16 protein-coding genes are annotated in these 19,418 nt (G+C 42.4%); 13 read left to right on the top strand and 3 right to left on the bottom strand.

Translation table 11 applies throughout. The features are described from left to right. Positions 1–71: 71 nt before the first annotated feature. The 6 genes from pyrD (at position 72) to rmf (ending at position 7,672) form a co-directional block, all read left to right on the top strand. On the top strand, positions 72–1,079 hold the full coding sequence (gene pyrD / locus V7R35_RS07825) for a quinone-dependent dihydroorotate dehydrogenase (protein ID WP_334014184.1): 1,008 nt from the start codon (positions 72–74) through the stop codon (positions 1,077–1,079). A gap of 90 nt (positions 1,080–1,169) precedes the next feature. Next, on the top strand, positions 1,170–3,266 hold the full coding sequence (rlmKL, locus tag V7R35_RS07820; protein ID WP_334014183.1) for a bifunctional 23S rRNA (guanine(2069)-N(7))-methyltransferase RlmK/23S rRNA (guanine(2445)-N(2))-methyltransferase RlmL: 2,097 nt from the start codon (positions 1,170–1,172) through the stop codon (positions 3,264–3,266). Next, positions 3,263–3,496 carry a glutaredoxin family protein gene (locus V7R35_RS07815; protein WP_334014182.1) on the top strand — a complete coding sequence of 78 codons (234 nt, stop codon included), beginning with the start codon at positions 3,263–3,265 and terminating at the stop codon, positions 3,494–3,496. The genes rlmKL and V7R35_RS07815 overlap by 4 nt, the downstream gene beginning before the upstream one ends. After that, positions 3,493–5,433 carry an ATP-binding cassette ATPase Uup gene (gene uup, locus V7R35_RS07810; RefSeq protein ID WP_334014181.1) on the top strand — a complete coding sequence of 647 codons (1,941 nt, stop codon included), beginning with the start codon at positions 3,493–3,495 and terminating at the stop codon, positions 5,431–5,433. The genes V7R35_RS07815 and uup overlap by 4 nt, the downstream gene beginning before the upstream one ends. Positions 5,434–5,445: 12 nt before the next feature. Then, complete coding sequence (locus tag V7R35_RS07805) at positions 5,446–7,203, top strand: DUF3466 family protein (RefSeq protein ID WP_334014180.1); 1,758 nt, start codon at positions 5,446–5,448, stop codon at positions 7,201–7,203. Positions 7,204–7,495: 292 nt separating this feature from the next. After that, complete coding sequence (gene rmf / locus V7R35_RS07800) at positions 7,496–7,672, top strand: ribosome modulation factor (RefSeq protein WP_015067275.1); 177 nt, start codon at positions 7,496–7,498, stop codon at positions 7,670–7,672. A gap of 80 nt (positions 7,673–7,752) precedes the next feature. On the opposite strand, the gene fabA is transcribed toward rmf, so the two are convergent. Further along, on the bottom strand, positions 7,753–8,271 hold the full coding sequence (fabA, locus tag V7R35_RS07795; RefSeq protein ID WP_334014179.1) for a 3-hydroxyacyl-[acyl-carrier-protein] dehydratase FabA: 519 nt from the start codon (positions 8,269–8,271) through the stop codon (positions 7,753–7,755). 133 nt (positions 8,272–8,404) lie between these two features. Here fabA and V7R35_RS07790 point away from each other — a divergent pair, with 133 nt between their 5' ends. Further along, positions 8,405–8,692 carry a hypothetical protein gene (locus V7R35_RS07790; RefSeq protein WP_334014178.1) on the top strand — a complete coding sequence of 96 codons (288 nt, stop codon included), beginning with the start codon at positions 8,405–8,407 and terminating at the stop codon, positions 8,690–8,692. A 55-nt stretch (positions 8,693–8,747) separates the two neighbouring features. Here V7R35_RS07790 and V7R35_RS07785 read toward each other — a convergent pair whose 3' ends face one another. Next, positions 8,748–10,346 carry a cryptochrome/deoxyribodipyrimidine photo-lyase family protein gene (locus V7R35_RS07785; protein ID WP_334014177.1) on the bottom strand — a complete coding sequence of 533 codons (1,599 nt, stop codon included), beginning with the start codon at positions 10,344–10,346 and terminating at the stop codon, positions 8,748–8,750. Between the two features lie 12 nt (positions 10,347–10,358). Further along, positions 10,359–11,666 (bottom strand): DASH family cryptochrome, encoded by a 1,308-nt coding sequence (locus V7R35_RS07780; protein WP_334014176.1) that lies wholly within the window; start codon positions 11,664–11,666, stop codon positions 10,359–10,361. Positions 11,667–11,776: 110 nt separating this feature from the next. Here V7R35_RS07780 and V7R35_RS07775 point away from each other — a divergent pair, with 110 nt between their 5' ends. From V7R35_RS07775 to V7R35_RS07750, 6 genes are all read left to right on the top strand, one after another. Further along, a complete protein-coding gene (locus V7R35_RS07775) occupies positions 11,777–13,207 on the top strand; it encodes a cryptochrome/photolyase family protein (RefSeq protein WP_334014174.1) in 1,431 nt (476 codons plus the stop codon). A 3-nt stretch (positions 13,208–13,210) separates the two neighbouring features. Further along, complete coding sequence (locus V7R35_RS07770) at positions 13,211–14,749, top strand: cryptochrome/photolyase family protein (protein WP_334014173.1); 1,539 nt, start codon at positions 13,211–13,213, stop codon at positions 14,747–14,749. Beyond that, the gene (locus V7R35_RS07765; RefSeq protein ID WP_334014172.1) at positions 14,736–14,873 is read left to right on the top strand and encodes a DUF2256 domain-containing protein; all 138 of its coding nucleotides are present in this window, start codon (positions 14,736–14,738) and stop codon (positions 14,871–14,873) included. The genes V7R35_RS07770 and V7R35_RS07765 overlap by 14 nt, the downstream gene beginning before the upstream one ends. Positions 14,874–15,034: 161 nt before the next feature. Next, positions 15,035–16,054, top strand: a complete 1,020-nt coding sequence (locus V7R35_RS07760; RefSeq protein ID WP_334014171.1) for a putative oxygenase MesX — start codon at positions 15,035–15,037, stop codon at positions 16,052–16,054. A 23-nt stretch (positions 16,055–16,077) separates the two neighbouring features. Then, positions 16,078–17,109: a methionine synthase gene (locus tag V7R35_RS07755; protein ID WP_334014170.1), complete on the top strand. Its 1,032-nt coding sequence runs from the start codon at positions 16,078–16,080 to the stop codon at positions 17,107–17,109. Between the two features lie 70 nt (positions 17,110–17,179). Further along, positions 17,180–18,517, top strand: a complete 1,338-nt coding sequence (locus V7R35_RS07750; RefSeq protein WP_334014169.1) for a DUF2254 domain-containing protein — start codon at positions 17,180–17,182, stop codon at positions 18,515–18,517. Positions 18,518–19,418 lie beyond the last annotated feature (901 nt).

Raw genomic sequence — 19,418 nt, 5'->3', positions numbered from 1 at the left:
ATACACGCACCTTAATGATTTAAGCCCTGTTCATCAGGGCTTTTTTATATTAGCGAGCGTAATTCAAAGCCATGCAATCACTAGTGCAAAAACTCTTACTTCAGTGTGAGCCCGAAAAAAGTCACGATTTCACCATTAATTGGTTAAATAAGACCCAACATACCCCGCTGAAATGGATGTACAGCACACCAACGTTGAAAAAACCGGTAACCGTAGCTGGAATGACATTTGATAATCCAGTAGGTCTAGCGGCAGGTTTAGACAAAAACGGTGATTGTATAGATGCATTTGCAAGCATGGGCTTTGGCTTCGTAGAAATTGGTACTGTTACACCTAGACCACAGGCAGGAAACCCAAAGCCAAGGTTGTTCAGACTTCCAGAAAAGCAAGCTATCATTAATCGTATGGGCTTTAACAACAAAGGGGTAGACCACCTTGTTGAGCAAGTGAAGCGCGCGCAATTTAGAGGTCCTATCGGTATCAATATTGGCAAAAATAAAGATACCGAAGAAAGTAAGGCGCTGGAAGATTACCTTATTTGTTTAAACAAGGTATATCCGTACGCAAGCTATATTACAATAAACATTTCTTCTCCTAACACACCGGGGCTTCGCAATCTTCAATATGGTGAAGCATTAGATAAGCTGCTCGCTGGCCTTAAAGCTGCACAAGAGACACTTACACAAACGCACAGTAAATATGTGCCGTTGTTTATAAAAATCGCTCCAGACCTAAGTGATGTTGAAATTGAAAGCATTGCTCAATCTTTGATTAAGTCTGAAATGGACGGTGTTATTGCAACCAATACGACCTTGTCGAGAGACGCGGTACAAGGCCTTCAGCATGCTGAAGAGATGGGCGGCTTAAGTGGTTCAGTTATGACTCAAATGAGCCTAGATGTAACACGTAAGTTGGCAAATGCACTAGATAGAGCTATGCCGATTATTGGCGTAGGCGGCATTGATTCGCCAGAGGCAGCGCAAGCACGCCTAGACGCAGGCGCATCATTAGTGCAGGTTTATTCAGCGTTTATCTATCAAGGCCCATCTCTCGTTAAACGCATTGTAAACGCGTTATAATACAAACGAAGCACATTGTTGAGTGCACGGTTTAACCGCATAGTTTTTATGCAATTGAATACTGTGCACTCAAGTCAAACAGGTAACTAAATGAATACAATTCTGGTAACTACCAGTCGCGGTCTTGATGAACTGCTTAAAAGTGAAGTACTTTCGCTATGCCCCCATGCCGACATTAAACAAGGTCCGGGAACACTTCAATTTGAGGGCACAAAAGAAGATGCTTATAAAATTTGCCTTTGGTCAAGACTGGCAAACCGCGTCATATGGGTGTTAGCTACAGGCAAAGCGGGTGACGCACAAGCACTGTATAACACAGCAATGAGCGTAGACTGGCAAATGCAGATGGATTCAAGACACACGTTGTCAGTGCAGTTTATCGGCACCAACTTTGCCATTAAAAACACGCAATTTGGCGCGGTTCGCGTAAAAGACGCCATTGTTGATTCATTTGTAGAGCAGGGCTTAGCCAGACCATCGGTTGAACGCAAGGCGCCTGATATTTCTGTTTATGCAAGACTGCACAGAGATAACGTCATCATAGGTATCGATTTGGCTGGCGCAAGTTTGCACCAGCGTGCCTATCGTCAACAAACCGGTGATGCGCCTTTAAAAGAACATATTGCCAGTGCCATGCTTATGCGAAGCGGTTGGGCGGAAAATACAAGCGCGCCATTAGTCGACCTTATGTGTGGCTCGGGTACCATCGCTATTGAAGCGGCCTATATTGCGCGAAACATAGCACCCGGTATTAAGCGAAGCTATTGGGGCTTTACCAAATGGCTAGGCCATGAAAGCTGTATTTGGGATAACTTAATTGAACACGCTATTTCTGTGCAAAAGCCAGAATGTGGCGGCATTTATGCTGGCGACTTTAGTAGAAAAATGGTGGCAATAGCGAAAGCTAACGCCGATTTTGCGGGCGTGTTTAACGACATTGCATTTAGTCAACAAGACGCTATCAAGTCTTCACCGCCAGTATCTACCCCTGGTTATGTGGTATCAAACCCGCCTTATGGTGAACGTCTAGGTGAGCTTACTGCGCTAATCCCACTATTTAGCGACTGGGGTAAACGCTTCAAAGAAGCCTGGAAAGGGTGGCATGTATCGTTATTAAGCAGTAACCGTGATCTACTGCGCGTATTAAAACTTCGCGCGACAAAAGACTACGCGATGAATAACGGTAAGCTGGAATGTCGTTTAGCAAACTATGTGCTAGACGAACAAAATACGATTCAGTTTAGCGAAGATGCTGGTAATCATGAGTTTGCCAATCGTTTGAAGAAAAACCTCAAACGAATGAAAGGCTGGATCAAGAAAGCCAATACAAACTGCTACCGTATTTATGATGCCGACCTGCCAGACTACAATGTTGCTGTAGACCGCTACGGTGATTGGCTAGTAGTACAAGAATATGCGCCACCTAAAACGGTATCAGAAGACAAGGCGCGCAAACGTCTTCAAGAAGTGCTTTTGCATCTTCCTGCCGTAACTGGCGTGTCTCCAAAACACATTGCACTTAAGATACGCAGCCAACAAAAGGGCACTAAGCAGTACGAGAAAATCAACCAGTCTGGCGAAATGATGGAAGTGCATGAAAACGGGGTTCGCTTTCTTGTTAATCTTACTGACTACCTCGATACCGGCCTATTTTTAGACCACCGTAATACGCGACAAAAAGTTATGGAAATGTCGGCAGGTAAAGACGTTCTTAACTTGTTTTCGTACACCGGCAGTGTATCTGTATTCGCCGCTAAAGGTGGCGCTAAATCAGTGACAACGGTCGATATGTCAAATACCTATCTAGAATGGGCGAAAAAGAACGTTGCACTGAACAACCTTAGCGGTCCACATGCTTTTATACAAGCCGACTGTACTACGTGGATGAACACCCACAAAGGCATGTACGACCTTATTTTTATAGACCCACCATCGTTCTCTAATTCAAAGCGTATGCAAAATACGTGGGACGTTCAACGAGACCACGTAAAAATGCTGACAGACGCAAAACGCTGTCTTAAAGACGGAGGGGTTATCATTTTCTCTAATAATAAACGCGGCTTTAAATTGGATGAAGACAATGTGTCTGCACTAGGTCTGTCTGCAGAGAATGTGACAAATGAGACCATTCCAGAAGATTTCGCACGCAAAGGCAAAATTCATCAATGTTGGATATTGCGCGCATGAAGCTATTTTTTTATACCGGGCCGCAGTGCAGTTTATGTGACTTAGCCGATGAAGAACTTAAGGCCACGACACACTATGCAACGCTTCAGATAGAGAAAGTAAATGTTAGGAATAGCACCGACCTTTATCATCTATATGGTGCTCGCATACCTGTGCTGAAGCGCGAAGATAATAATAAAGAGATAGGTTGGCCATTTTCATCTGCCGATCTTGAGGAGTTTCTTCAGTGAGTATTTTGCAGTTAAAAAACATCACTGTAATTTATGGAAATCCGCCGCTTTTAGACGGCGTTGAGTTAGTTGTTCAGCCGAAAGAGCGAGTTTGCTTAGTAGGGCGCAATGGCAGTGGTAAAAGTACGTTGATGAAAGTCATTGCTGGCGACATTATTGCTGACGATGGCCAAAGAATTATTGAAAGTAACACTGTTGTTGCGCGCTTAGAACAAGACCCGCCCCAAACCACCGACGTAACGTTATTCGATTACGTAGCGGAAGGCTTGTCAGACGTTGGTGAAACGCTGAAGGCTTACTTTCACCAAACCCGTCTTGTTGGTGAAGACCCAAGCGAGGCGAATTTAAACAAACTACAGCGTTTACAAGAAACACTTGAAGCACGTGATGCGTGGCAGTTTGAACAGCAAATTGAGCAAACGCTCAACATGCTAAAACTCGACCCAGATATTTCGTTATCTACGTTGTCGGGTGGTTGGCGTCGAAAAGCTGCTTTAGCACGAGCACTGGTGCGATCTCCTGACTTGTTATTATTGGACGAACCAACAAACCACCTTGATATTGAAATGATTCGTTGGCTTGAATCTAGTCTAAGTAATTACAAAGGCGCCATTGTGTTTGTAAGCCACGACCGTGCATTTATTCGTGCGATGGCCACGCGTATTGTTGACCTAGATAGAGGCACAGTTACTAGCTATCCTGGAAACTACGAAACCTATCTAGAGAAAAAGCAACACGACCTAGAAGTAGAAGCAAATCAAAATGCAGAGTTTGATAAAAAGCTGGCGCAGGAAGAAGTATGGATACGTCAAGGCATAAAGGCACGTCGAACGCGTAATGAAGGGCGCGTGCGAGCACTTAAGAAACTTCGTGAAGAGCGCAAAGCAAGGCGTGCCGTGCAAGGAAGTGCTGTAGTAAATCAGCATCAAGCTGCACGCTCTGGCAAAATGGTGTTCGAAGTTAAAGATTTAAGCTACAGCATTGAAGGGAAACCTATAGTTAAAGGCCTAAATTTAAACGTTCTGCGTGGAGATAAACTGGCATTAATTGGCCCTAACGGTAGTGGGAAAAGTACACTAATTAAACTTCTTTTGGGTGAATTGACGCCTGACAGCGGTAACTGTAAGCAGGGTACTAATCTTGAAGTTGCATATTTTGATCAGCATCGTCACGGTTTAGACCTAGAAAAAACCGTTATTGATGCAGTGGGTGATGGCAAGCGTGACCTAATGGTTAACGGTCATCCCAGACACGTAATCAGCTACTTACAAGACTACCTTTTCACGCCTGAGCGGGTAAACGCGCCTGTAAAATCGTTATCTGGCGGTGAGAAAAACCGTTTAATGCTGGCCAAGCTTATGCTGAAGCCTAGTAACGTACTTGTGCTCGATGAACCAACAAACGACCTTGATGTAGAAACGCTTGAAATGTTGGAAACGCTGCTAAATGAGTACACAGGTACCGTATTATTGGTTAGCCACGATAGGGAATTTGTTGATAACGTTGCCAATAGTTCTGTTGTGTTCGAAGGTAATGGCATACTGCGAGAGTTCATTGGGGGTTTCACAGACGTAGAAAACTGGTATAAAGAGCAAGCTGAAAAGCGTCTACAAATTGAAAAAGAAGAAAAAGCCAAGGTAAAGAATGAAACTAATTTAGCTTCGAACAGTCCTAGTGCTAAGTCTTCTTCTCGTAAGACGAAAAAGCTATCATACAAAGATCAACGTGAACTAGAATTGCTGCCACAAGAGCTAGAGCGCCTTGAAGCTGAATTAGAGGCCATGCAAGAGCAGGTGAATGATCCTGACTTCTTCAAACAAGACAGCGAAACTACGGCCAAAGCATTAAGTGACTTGGCCGACAAAGAAGAATTACTTTCCCAGAAATATGCGCGCTGGGATGAACTAGAAAGTATGCTGGAAGATAATCAGCAGTAAATAGGATTTTTAATGAAACGAACTCAGCTTGCCGCCGCCGTTCTGTTGGCAACAGGTAGTGTTTCGGCGTTTGCCGCAACCTATTCAGTAACACCTCTTCCGTTACAGGATACCGCTAGAAATAACTTTGGCCGTTCAATTGATGATGCAGGTCAAATGCTTTCGGTTGTTCAATTGGAATACAACCCGCCTATCAATGTAGAGCAGCTTGAAAACGACACAACGTTTTTTGCGGATATCGGTGAAAATCTAGAGAACGAAGATGATGTAAGAAACGGTATATTTAGTGACGTTGATTACACTGCGATTGTAAACTTCTTACTTTCTTCTCCAAACCGTATTACGGGTCAAAAAATTGCACAGTTCCGCACGTTTAAAGCAGATACACAAGACGCTTCTGTAGTCCCGGGCCTTGACCAGGTATCAGAAGAGTTTGGTGAATTCACTCGTTCAGTAGAATCAATTGGTCGCGACAGTTTAAACGGTAACTTTGTTGTTGGTGATTCAACGGGTTTTGTTGTTTTAGACCCTTACGAAAATGAAGACGGCGATACGGTAAATTATACCTACCCAGAGTCTGGTCAGCAGGCGTTTGTTCAGGTGTCTGGAGAAACCAAAATCTTGCCACCTGTGGACGACACAGCAACTGGATTTGCATCTGCTCGTGCCATAAATACAAACTTACAAGTTGCTGGTTTCAGTACGGTGTCGTTTAGAGATGACGTACCTAATGCCGTAGAGTCGTGTGGTGTTGAAGAAGAACGTGGTGATGTACCATTCGGACGCTGTTTATTTACCGTTTATAATGGCGACTTCGCAGTTCCTCGCATATCGCGAGCGTTTGCAAATACAAGTACTACTTTTCTTCCTGGCTATGTACTTTTATCAGAAATAAATGCAACCATTTGGCAACTAGATGCTACCGGTGATGTTGTCAGTACTGAAACATTCCCACTGTTATTCGAGCCTGAAGAAGAACAAACTGGTCACTTCTATACTTATGCCTATGACATAAATAACCAAGGCATTGCGGTTGGTGAAGGGCTTACGGGCGATGCAGTAAGAGTTGCACGACCCAATGCGCAAGCTCTTTTAGAAAGTGAACGTGTTGCTACAGTATTTAGGGACGGTGAAACCGTAGAGCTTTTGCCTCGTGACGAGAACCTCTTAAGCCAAGCTATTAGCATTAACGACAATAACTGGGTAACAGGTGCAGTGCTACGTGAAACTAGCGGTGTAGCACGTTCACGTTTGTTTGCTTACAACTTAGACACGCAAGAGCAACGCTATCCAGACGGATTTTTTAGAAGTGCAGGCGTAACTGCTAACGCTATTAACAACAACAATATTGTTGTTGGTTTGGCTGATATTGATGCAACAAGTGATACTCAGCGCGAAACCGCAGCGTTTATGTATAACATCGATACTGAAGAGTTCCTTGATTTAAATGCACTTGTATCATGTGACAACACGTTCGAGTTGCTAGAAGCTGTCGATATTAACGATAACAACGAAATAATCGCTAATGCGCGCATCAGAACCACCAGTAAGTACGTAACAGGTAACGACATCATCAACGATGCGGGAGAAACTGAAGAAGTTAACACTATCGTAGCTGTGAAACTTTCTCCAATTCCTAACGGTGAAGTTGAAGAATGTGAAGTCCCTGAAGATGAATTGCCCTACGAGCGACAGGGTGCCTCTACAGGTTGGTATGCGCTACTAGGCATGTTTGGTGCAATGCTCTTTAGAAGACGCATTAAAAAGTAGAAACCCGCTACCCAACAAATAAAAAGCTGCATGCCCGTGCAGCTTTTTTTATGCCTAAACTTAGTAAAAATTGAAACATTTATGCATAAAAAATGTAACATTAATTTCATCGAAACTTCATTTATTTAAAGATTGTCAAGCTTTTTAATTCAAAATTTCTCTTGAACCAATTCAGTAATTGCACTATCAAAGAAAGGTACGCAATAACTTTTCCGGCACTATCGGCAAAAAAGATGTAGAGCGCTCGAGAAAATTATTTGTTGTACATTCAACAAACGAAAGAGGCTAATCAATGAAAAGACAAAAAAGAGATAAACTGACACGCGCACATGCTAAAGGCTATCAAGCTGGTATCAGCGGTCGTGCTAAGGAAAATTGTCCATTTCAGCAAAACGATGCACGTTCACAGTGGTTAGGTGGGTGGCGTGAGGCAGTAGAAGATAGACACTTAGGTTTAAGTGTAAAGTAATACATTCTCTTTTAGAACTGATTATGCAAAAGGAAAAGCCCCTGAAAAGGGGCTTTTTTCATTGCTCTTTACGTCTTCAATTAAAAGTTTGACGTGTCTTGGAACAGGCCTACTTTAAGATCTTTAGCCGCGTATATTTCCCTACCGTCAACTTCAACGGTGCCATCGGCCATGCCCATAAATAATTTTCGCTTGATTACGCGCTTCATGGTGATTTTGTAGGTAACTTTTTTGGCAGTTGGAAGAATCTGACCAGTGAATTTCACTTCACCTACACCCAAAGCCCTACCTTTGCCCGGACCTCCGCTCCAGCCCAAAAAGAAGCCTACCAGCTGCCACATTGCGTCAAGACCCAAGCAACCTGGCATTACTGGGTCGCCGGGGAAGTGGCAATCAAAAAACCACAAATCAGGGGTTATATCTAACTCTGCGACAATTTCACCCTTACCATGTTCACCACCGTCTTCGGTAATAGAAACTATGCGATCCATCATTAACATATTTGGTGCAGGTAACTGACTGTTCCCAGGACCAAACATTTCGCCGCGGCTACATGCAAGTAAATCGTCTCTACTAAAACTATTTTTCTTCTCTGACATTCCCAACTCGTTGTTGTATGTTAAAACTCGACGTTAATTTAGCGAACGACTGTAAGCTAAACAACTCTGAACAGTCATTTTTCTGAAGAAAAACGCGTGTTAAACTAAAGTAATTCAAAAATGTGTGAAAACGATGACAGAAAAAATGGAAAAAAAGCGCGCAGTCAAAAGCGTTGCAGACAAAGCGAAAGCCAATGCTGATAAGCAAAAGCGGTTTAGAGAACGACAGAAAGAGGCCGGTAAAAAGCTGGTACGCGGCTACGTATCGCCAGAGGCGAAAGCCTGTTATGACGAAATAAGAGACAAAACCGGATGGACTGACAGTGAAGCCATGTCAAACGCAATGCGTCTTATGTATGCGGCATATAAGTGCGGCCAGATAAAACTGCTTAATGAGTGGCTAAGAAAAAACAATCGCTAGGTAAGTAGTAAGGGCATCGACGTTAAACAAAAACGAATTATAGTCCAGCCTGTAACTAGCCCGTTTTTTTCTTAAGCCACCCACGACTTGGGCTGCTTTGCATTGTATGGCGCTTAATTATTCGCTTTGCTTCTGCAATCACGTCATCGCGGTCTCGGTAATCCCACAAGCGCTTTGCAGTTAATTTGCTGTTTGCCGCAATATCTACAATTGGCGCAATATAATCCCGCTCAAGATCAAAGTCTAACATCATGGCTTCAAGGGGCGGCAGTGTATGCGGTGAGTGAACGGCATCGTCTGGAAGGTGCGCAAGCTCCGGTACCCACTTCTTAATAAATGTACCATTAGGATCAAGCTTCATTGACTGCGTTTGCGGGTTGTACAACCTAACCGTATGGATGCCAGTTACGCTTGCCTGCATCTGAATTTGCGGATAATGAATGCCGGGTTCAAAATCTAAAAACTGAGACGCCAAATAATGTGCAGCGTGAAGCCAGTGTACATTTAAATGATGACATAAAAAGCTGGTAACCATAGCGCGCATTCTGAAGTTTATATAACCCGTTTCTGCCAAAGCTCGCATGCATGCATCAACAAGCGGGTAGCCAGTTTTACCTTTTTTCCAATGGTAAAAACGCCTGGTAGCCTCAGGTCCATCAATAAAAGGAAACCGTGAGTACGCTTCGTTCATTGCTCGCCATTCAATACTGTGCTCGCTTTCAAATTTCTGAATGAAGTGACAGTGCCAATGAAGACGCGACGTGAGCGCCGATATAGCACGTAGCCACTGTGTTTTATCCTTACCGTTTTCACGCTTAATAACCGCTCGCTGATTCTGTATAAAATGATAAACCTGTTTTATCGACATATTACCCCATGCTAAATAGGGGCTGATTCTAGTACAGGCCTGCCTTGCTGCGTGTGGTTTAGATATGTGCTTATGGTAATGTTTGCCGCGTTCTTCAAAAAAGTGCTTCAGGGTATGCCAAGCTCTGCGCTCACCGCCAATTTGCATAGCAGGTTTGTTAATCGGTTGTTTTTCTGATGAGTGCTTGCTTGCATCACCATATGCAATTTGAGCGTTCCAGCCGCACTTAACCGCGATAGCTTCAAACGGAGACGAGTGTTCGTTTAATGGCGTATTCTTCCAATTTACCCAGTTTGCATCAGTAATAGGAATATCAAAAGTAGGAGCATTAAAGTGTGTTTCCCAATTATTCTGCCAATGTCGACGAGACGGAAGCCCTCTAAGCACAGCTCCTTGTTGGGCTTCTTCAAACACTATACCTTTGTCTGCCAAATATTGTTTAACAGTAATATCTCGCTTGTACGTAACTAGCAGTCCTATTTCTTCATAACTTCTCACTGCGCTTATTGAATACTGCTGCTCAATAGCGTTAAAAGCATCAAGCACTTCACAGTGAAGCTGCAGTACTTCTATATGATCTGGTAGTTGGTTATTAATATCGTTCAAGCTTTCACCGACGAAGCGCCAATGGCGTTCGTCCATGTGAGGATCTTCAATTAACGAAGGTTCCCAGCAGAAGAGTAATACAATGCGTTCATCGTTGTTATATGCGGTATAAAGTGGCTCGTGGTCACGAAGCCGAAGGTCTCGCTTTAACCAAATAACGGTAATGCTTTCTTTTTGCATAGATGTATGACGCTACAACCATTTATTACGAAATTTACCTTTGGGGTCGTAGGTATCAGTCTGCTTTTGCAAATTAAACTGACGATGCCCTCGCGGATCGCTACCTACTCCGGCTAAATACAACCAATTTCCCCAATTGCTGCCTACATCATAGTCAATCAATTGGTGCTCAAACCATGCTGCGCCATAGCGCCAATCCTGCTTAAGCTCGTGTACGAAACAACTTGCTACCAACTGACGACCGCGGTTCGACATATAGCCAGTTTCGCGAAGTTGTCGCATACATGCATCTACAATAGGGTAGCCTGTTTCACCATTACACCATTTTGTAAACGTAGATTGGTCGTGACGTGTGTTTGGTAAACGCTGTTGAATGCCACCAAAATTAAACCACTTCGCTCCATATTTCCGTTGAAGCCAATGAAAGAACTCACGCCAAAGTAGTTCAAAGTAAATCCAATAGGTGGAATCGTTCTTTTCAACGGTTTCCTCAAACTTATACACCTGCTGCATAACTTCACGAGGGGAAATATTTCCATGTGCTAACCAAGGAGAAAGCTTGGTGCTGTGACGCCATGTGTCTAACGCATTTCGTGTTTCCTTGTACGTTGCTGCGCTGCGCCAAGAAAATAGATACGTATCAAGATGCGTGAGTGCAGCAGTTTCACCACCCACAAAACCGTCTTCTTTCGGTGTAGGCAGTGTACTTTTTAATTCGTAGATGAATTCTTCCGGTATCATCGGAGCAAAGTGTGGCTTAAGCTCAGTGTAAGTTGCGACAGGGCTTTGCGGTTCAAGAAACTTTTCTACTTTGCGCCTAAACGGACTGAACACATCTGGCATGTCGTTTATTGAAAATGGAAAGTCTTCTTCGTTAAACAACGTAAGGGCATCTTCTTCAATAAATGTAATATTAGGGTGGGCGCTTCTAACGGCATTCACTTCGGCTGTTTCGTCATAGCCCGCGTGCTTGTTTACTGCCACGTGGGTAAAGTCATTATTTTCCAGTAGCGTTGTTAAACACTTAACGGTATTGCCTTTAAGCACAAGTAAGTCTTGCCCTGATTTAGATAGGCGCAATTTTAAATCATGCAAAGACTCGATAATAAACCGATGACGGTGCTCACCGGTTTGCTTAAAACCGAATGGCGTTGAAACATCATGTTTATCATCAAGTACGAAGACAAACGTCATTTCATCCACGCTGTCGCAAAGCGCGTTTATTGCACGTTGATCATGGAGGCGAAGGTCGTGTCTAAACCAGAATAGACCTCGGGTATTGCTAATCTTGTCTGCCTGTTTAACCGTTTGTTTTGTCATAGTGTTTGCCAGATAACTTTTATTATAATTTCGTAATCCCGATCACGCGTTAATGCGTACTACACCGATACGTAAAGAAGTAATAATTAGTGCAATTTTAAGGTAATAAAGTGACCGTACCCGTAAGCATAATGTGGTTCAGACAAGATCTGCGCGTTAAAGATAACCCTGCGCTTAATGCAGCGTGTGATATGGGCAAAATTATCCCAATCTATATTTATGATGATCAAGCACCCGACGGTCGAAAATTAGGCGGAGCAAGTAAGTGGTGGCTTCATCATTCACTTGCATCGTTGAATGAACGATTGAACGGCCATCTACAAATACTCAAAGGTGATCCAAAAGAAATACTTCCTGCTTTAATGGAAGCTACCGGTGCAAAGTCTATTTTTTGGAATCGCTGCTACGAGCCATGGCAAATTAACCGCGACAAGCACATTAAAAAGACACTGGTTGAGGAAGGTTTTGAAGCAACAAGTTGCAATGGAAGCCTGTTGTGGGAACCCATGAAGGTATTAAAGAAAGACGGAACGCCGTATCGCGTATTCACACCGTATTACCGCAAAGGCTGTTTACAAGTAGACGAGCCTCGTTACCCTAAGGCGCCGCCAGCACGCATTACCTATGCTGACGATATGTCGCAATGTGATTCTATTGAGCTTAACGACTTGGCACTATTGCCCACTATTTCTTGGGATACCACCATTAGAGAGATGTGGACCCCCGGAGAAGAGGGCGCCGCTGATAACTTAGCCACTTTTATAGAAAATGCTGCGCGGAATTATAAAGAAGACAGAGATATTCCATCTGTTAAGGGAACATCGCGTTTATCGCCACATTTACATTTTGGCGAAGTGTCGCCTAATCAGGTTTGGTATGCCATCAAAGACAAGTTTGGTAATACTGAAGATAAAAGCATTGATACCTATTTAAGTGAACTTGGCTGGCGAGAATTCAGCTATTACCTGCTGTACCATTTTCCAACGCTACCGAATAAAAACTTTAACGATAAGTTTGATAAGTTCCCATGGCGCACCGACGCGAAGGCACTTAAAGCATGGCAACGCGGCAACACGGGTATTCCCATAGTTGATGCAGGCATGCGCGAGTTATGGCAAACGGGATATATGCACAATCGCGTACGAATGATTGTGGGGTCATTTTTAGTGAAGAATTTGTTGCTCAGTTGGCATGAAGGTGAACGCTGGTTTTGGGACACCCTGCTAGATGCAGATTTGGCCAGTAATAGTGCTAGTTGGCAGTGGGTATCTGGTTCGGGGGCAGATGCAGCGCCATACTTTAGAATTTTCAATCCTATTCTACAGGGCGAAAAATTCGATAAGAAAGGCAACTATGTACGTAAATATTGTCCAGAGCTTAAAAACCTTCCTGATAAGTACATCCACAAGCCGTGGGAAACCCCAGGTGTTATAGCTAAAGATGCTGGATTGGAGCTTGGTAAATCCTATCCCAAGCCAATTGTCGACCTTAAAAAATCAAGGCAACGAGCGTTAGACGCGTTTCAAGAGATAAAAGAGTAGGGTATGGCTGCACTTATTTTAGTTCTTGGCGATCAGTTAACCGCAACGCTACCAGCCATTTCTGACGCTAATAAATCGACAGACACGATATTAATGGCGGAAGTGCGTGAGGAAGCAACTTATGTAAAGCACCATAAAAAGAAAATTGCGTTTCTATTTAGTGCCATGCGCCATTTTGCCAAATCACTTCGCGACGATGGTTACCGCGTTGACTATATAAAATACGACGATGTAGATAACGCCGGTAGCCTATTGGATGAAGTAAAACGTGCCCTTGAAACAGGGCGCTTTGATGAGGTTGTATGCACAATGCCAGGTGAGCACCGCCTCCTTAAAAGCATGCAGCAGTGGCAAAGTGTGTTGAATACGCCTGTTTCGATAAAAGAAGACAATCGCTTTTTGTCGACTCCTGACGAGTTTTGCGAGTGGGCTAATGGTAAAAAACAGCTTCGAATGGAATTCTTTTACCGAGAAATGCGCCGCAAGCATAATGTGCTGATGGACGGGAAAAAACCTATTGGTGGTAAATGGAATTACGATGCTCAAAACCGTGAGTCTATGGATGCCACACATCAAGTGCCTAAACACAGTAGTTTTGAAACCGATGAAATAACGAAGGAAGTGTTAGCGCTTGTTGAGGAAAACTTCAGCGGTCACTTTGGTGAACTTGATGGTTTCTACTTTGCGGTAACTCGGGAAAATGCGCTTAAGGTTCTTAATACCTTTATCGATGAGCGACTCGAAAACTTTGGTCAGTATCAAGATGCTATGGTTGAAGGGAAGCCTTGGATGTATCACTCGCACATTGGCTTTTACTTAAACTGCGGGTTACTAACGCCTAAAGAGGCTATAGAGGCAGCAGAGCAGGCGTATCATGCCGGACAAGTACCGCTTAATTCTGCAGAAGGTTTTATTCGACAAATATTGGGCTGGCGTGAATACGTTAGAGGCTTTTACTGGCACTTTATGCCTAACTTAAAAACCGACAACTATTTCAATAATACACGCTCGCTTCCTTCGTTCTTCTGGGATGCGCAAACCAATATGAACTGTATGCGCCAGTGTATTAAAGAAACTCAGCAAAATGCCTATGCACACCACATACAGCGTTTAATGGTAATTGGTAACTTTAGCTTGTTAACAGAACTTAGCCCTGAAGAAGTACAGGCGTGGTATTTACTTGTGTATGCCGACGCTTATGAGTGGGTAGAGTTACCAAATGTAGCTGGCATGATCCTTTATAGCGACGGCGGTAACTTGGCCAGTAAACCCTATGTTGCTAGCGGTAGCTACATCAACAAGATGAGTAATTACTGCAAAAACTGCGGCTATCAAGTATCGAAAAAAACAGGGCCTAAAGCGTGTCCATTTAACTACTTGTATTGGCATTTCATTGATAAGCAGCGAGATAAACTGAGTAATAATCACCGTATGGCGATGATCTACAAAACCTACGGCCGCATGAAAGAAGAAAACATTGATGCGATGAAACAGGATGCAGCCGCATTTTTAACTAAGCTGTCGAAAAATGAAGAAGTCTAATTTGCCGACAAAAGTATGTCCGGTTTGCGACCGCCCGTTTACCTGGCGTAAAAAGTGGGAGCGTGACTGGGAGAACGTTAAGTACTGCTCGAAACGTTGTGCATCTAATAAAAATAAAACCTAGCTTACGTTAGTGTTAACCAGCGGCATGACACCTGTTGTGCCACTTAGCGTTGAACTTAGTAAAACCATGAATCCCACTCATAGTTTGATGAATTTATACCATTTATATTCATAACCAAAGTTGCGTATAACTGATGCCATTGTCACTAATGAGTAACTGTTATGCACCAAGACATCTCGTTTAAGATTACACGGACTCCGTTTAACGAACACTACTGTGTTGCTCCAAATACACGAATCACTACTAATTTTGCTAATTTAGCGCGTGGTCCATACAAGGAAGAAAACATTCGAAATACCCTTGATATGATAAGTAACCGCTGTAATTCACTTGCGCACTGGGATAATTCAAATAAAAACCGTTACTCGGTAACGTTAGAGATTGTCAGTGTATTTATTAATAGCGGATTAGATTGCAGCCTTGACTCCCTAGGCGAAAACGATGACGGTCTGCCAAACATTGAAATGCTACAAACTAAAATTGTAGATGCAGACACGGGTGATGTTATAGACGGTATTGTTGGGAATAATTTCTCGTCATACGTCAGGGATTACGATTTTAGTGTTGTCCTAAAACGCTTTAATGAAGGAAGAAAAAACTTTCAAGTTCCACCGCAATTTGGTGACTTTCATGGCGCTCTGTTTAAACACTTTGTTGAATCATCGGCATATAAAGCTGAATTTTGTAAGACGCCGGTAATTTGTTTATCGGTTTCAGATAATAAAACGTACACCCGAATAAATAATTCTCATCCAATATTAGGGGCTGAATATGCGCCCTGTGGTGCTTCACTAACGGAACAATACTTTGCAAAAATGGGGTTACGTGTTCGGTACTTTATGCCAAACAATAGTGCAGCACCATTAGCATTCTACTTTTATGGTGACTTGTTAAACGATTACTCAAACATAGAGTTGATTGCCACAATTAGCACCATGGAGACCTTCCAGAAAATCTACCGTCCAGAGATTTATAACGCGAACTCTAGCGCTGGTACGTGCTTTAAACCAAGCCTTTTTAATAAAGATTACTCCATTACACATGTTAAATACGACCGAGAAGAGCGCGCTTCATTGGCCGTAGAGCAAGGCAAGTATATTGAGACCATGTTTATTAAGCCCTATAAGGCAATGCTTGAACAAACACTTACCCATCAAAAAATTACTAACGCTAATTTCTAACGAGAAAAATATAAGGCCCCTTAATGAATACGCTGATTCCTACTTGTATAGCGGGTAGCTTACCTAAACCTATTTGGCTGGCAGAACCGGAAACCTTATGGTCGCCGTGGAAGTTAGCTAACAAAGCCCTAGAACAAGGCAAGCAAGATGCCTTGAAATTGGCGCTTCACGATCAAAAAAATGCGGGTTTAGACATCATTTGTGACGGTGAACAAACAAGGCAACATTTTGTAACTACCTTTATTGAACAATTGAACGGTGTTGATTGTGAAAACAAGAAAACAATGAGAATTCGAAATCGCTATGATGCACAAGTGCCCGTGATTGTTGGCCCAATTAGCCTTCCACATTCTGTTTTTGAAAAAGATGCATTGTTTTTACGTAGTCAAACAGATGCCCCCATAAAGTGGGCGCTTCCAGGGCCACTCACTATGGTCGATACACTGTGTGACGAATACTATGGTTGTAAAAAGACGCTAGCAAACGAATTCGCAAAAATATTAAACAAAGAAGCCAGAGCACTCGAAGCTGCTGGCGTAGATGTTATTCAGTTTGACGAGCCTGCATTTAACGTTTTTCCAGATGAGGTAAACGAATGGGGCGTTGACGCGCTGGAAACCGCCATAGATGGATTAACCTGTAAAACGGCAGTTCATATTTGCTACGGCTACGGTATTAAGGCAAATAATGATTGGAAAAAGTCATTAGGTTCTCAATGGAGACAGTACGAATTAATCTTTCCGAAAATAAAAGCCTCTAACATCAGTGCGGTTTCGCTAGAGTGCCATAATTCTCACGTGCCCTTGTCGCTTATTTCTCTACTAGAAGGAAAAGAGATAATGGTAGGTGCAATAGACGTGGCGAACGACTGTATTGAATCGCCAGAAGAGGTAGCAGAAACATTAAGACAAGCACTTGCGTATGTGCCACCTGACAAACTCATTGCATGCACTAACTGCGGAATGGCACCAATGGCAGCCGATGTTGCGCGTAAAAAACTTGCTGCTTTAACCGCGGGTGTACGCATTATTAGAGACGAGCTACAGGCTACATAAACAAAAGCAACATAAACAAAAAACGAGCATCGACCGTAGTAACCTTACCTTAAATGGAAAGAGTTATAGAATGGAAACGCCAATTACTGTCGATAAATTTCGTTTTTTACTGTATCGACTTAAAGAAAAGCTATGGATTAAACCACTTTTGCTCTGTGTGCTGTCTATTGCCTGTGTGTTTGCAGCCAAGGCTGCTGATAGCTTTATAGATTCGAAACACATACCCAATATTAACGCTGAATCGGTTGAAACACTTTTATCGATAATGGCGTCAACCATGATGGTTATCGCAACATTTTCAGCTGGCACTATGGTTAATGCCTATAGCTCTGCAGGCCATTCAACTACACCAAGAAGTTTGAGTCTGATCATCTCAGACGACGTGTCTCAGTATGCGCTATCAGTATTTGTTGGCGCATTCATCTACAGTGCGGTTGCTATTACAGCAATGCATCTCGCATTTTTTGATACTGCGGGCGTTTTTATTCTGTTTTGTCTTACATGCACGGTTTTTGTCGTCGTTATATTAACGTTTATCAGATGGGTAGACAGCGTGGCGCGCTTAGGGCGTGTAGAGTCAACAGTGCTGAAAGTAGAACAAGCGACAAAACGCGCAATTGAACATCGCATAAATACGCCATACTTAGGCGCAATACCACAGCACGATGCAGCAGTGCAGGGCAGTCACGCCATTTATACCGACGAAGTAGGGTACATACAACTTGTCGACATCGCTAGACTTCAACACCTATGTGAAAAAGAAGACTTGTTCATTAACTTGAATATGCTACCTGGTGAGTTTGTAACACCAGAAAAGCCTGTTGGCTTCGCTTCGGAAGCCGGTTTTGATAAGGAAATATTGTGCGCTATAAGCATTGATCCTATGCGTTCGTTCGAGGCAGACCCAAGATATGGGTTTATCGTATTAGCAGAAATAGCGTCTAGAGCTTTGTCGCCCGCTGTAAATGACCACGGCACAGCCATTAAAATTATCACAAGCATTACCAGGCTATTGTTACTTTGGCATTCGACAGAACGTGTAAATAAAACTGATAGCCAAAATAATAGCCATGAGTTTAACAATACCAGTTATTTTAAAAATAAAAAGATGTTAAAAAACAGTCACGAGCCAAAATATAATCGTGTGTCTGTACCTGAATTATTAATTAATGACATTTTTGATGACGCATTTACTAGTATTTCAAGAGACAGCAATAACAATATTGAAGTGGCAATAAGAATTCAAAAGTCTTTAATAACGCTATCTAAATGCTTTGAACATGTTGATAAAGATTTTTACAGGGCCGCGGTTAAGTTTCAAAAAGAAACATTTGATAGGTGCTTTGAAAACTTAAATTTCGAGAAAGATAAAGAAAGGCTTAATTTAGTTTTCGAACAATCAAAGTAAATATAAAAACAAAACTTTAATAAAAGTTTTCAACTAACAAATACTTATAGTTGATAGAGATATTAATCAATTATTTTCAGTAATAAGAATTCTGAGTTAAGTCATGAACTCAATTTAACTCCTTAAAGTAATCTCAAATGCCAAAGAGCATCTTGATAACACCATTTCTCTATATTTAGCAGTTCGAGCGCTACGTAAAATCTGAATCATTTTGCGAGGTCTAGTACGTTAGATTTTACGTAGCGCGACATTTGAAAACTCCACTTAAATACAAGCTTTGGAAATATCGCAGCGATATAAAAGCTCACCAATCATTAAGTTAGTGCTGCAGTCAACTTGCGCGCAAGTTTGTTCACGCACAGTGCTGACACAACTAAAAGCGCTATAGACGAAAAAGTCCGTAAGCATTCACAGTCAACAAGGTAGGCAGTAAGCCTGACATCTGCGCCCTAATCTCACCTATACATAATTACTCATAATGTATATTATGTTAAATAAGATGTGTTAAATGACTGGATAAGTGATGTAGTAACCACGACAACACGCCGTTCTCCTGCTCTTATTAATAATGTTGTAGTTTGTTAACGTAGTTCGTAAACACCACGTAAGCTTTTAAAGCGTATCTCTATAGATGTTTAATTAAATTGAAAAGCCACTACGAAGGCATAGAGAGATTGTATGAGCACAAACTTCTAAAGTGTTGTTATTATTTCTAAATTAATAAGCAGGTTTCTAAAAGTATTTTATACAAGATGTCCGTAACATTAAGTGATTGTTCTAGGCTTTTTAGGAAAGCGTTATTTGCTTTCAATTTCAGACTGAAATCTCTATCTTATTGCTTCATGGCCATAGTTTTGATTCTCCCAGATACATAAAGAAATACGCTAAAGCGTTTTGCAAT

The organism is Alteromonas sp. S167 (genome assembly GCF_036864375.1).
Taxonomy (GTDB): Bacteria; Pseudomonadota; Gammaproteobacteria; order Enterobacterales; family Alteromonadaceae; genus Alteromonas.
The sequence above is the reverse complement of the archived record's forward strand: the minus strand, read 5'-3'. Positions and strand labels throughout refer to the sequence as shown.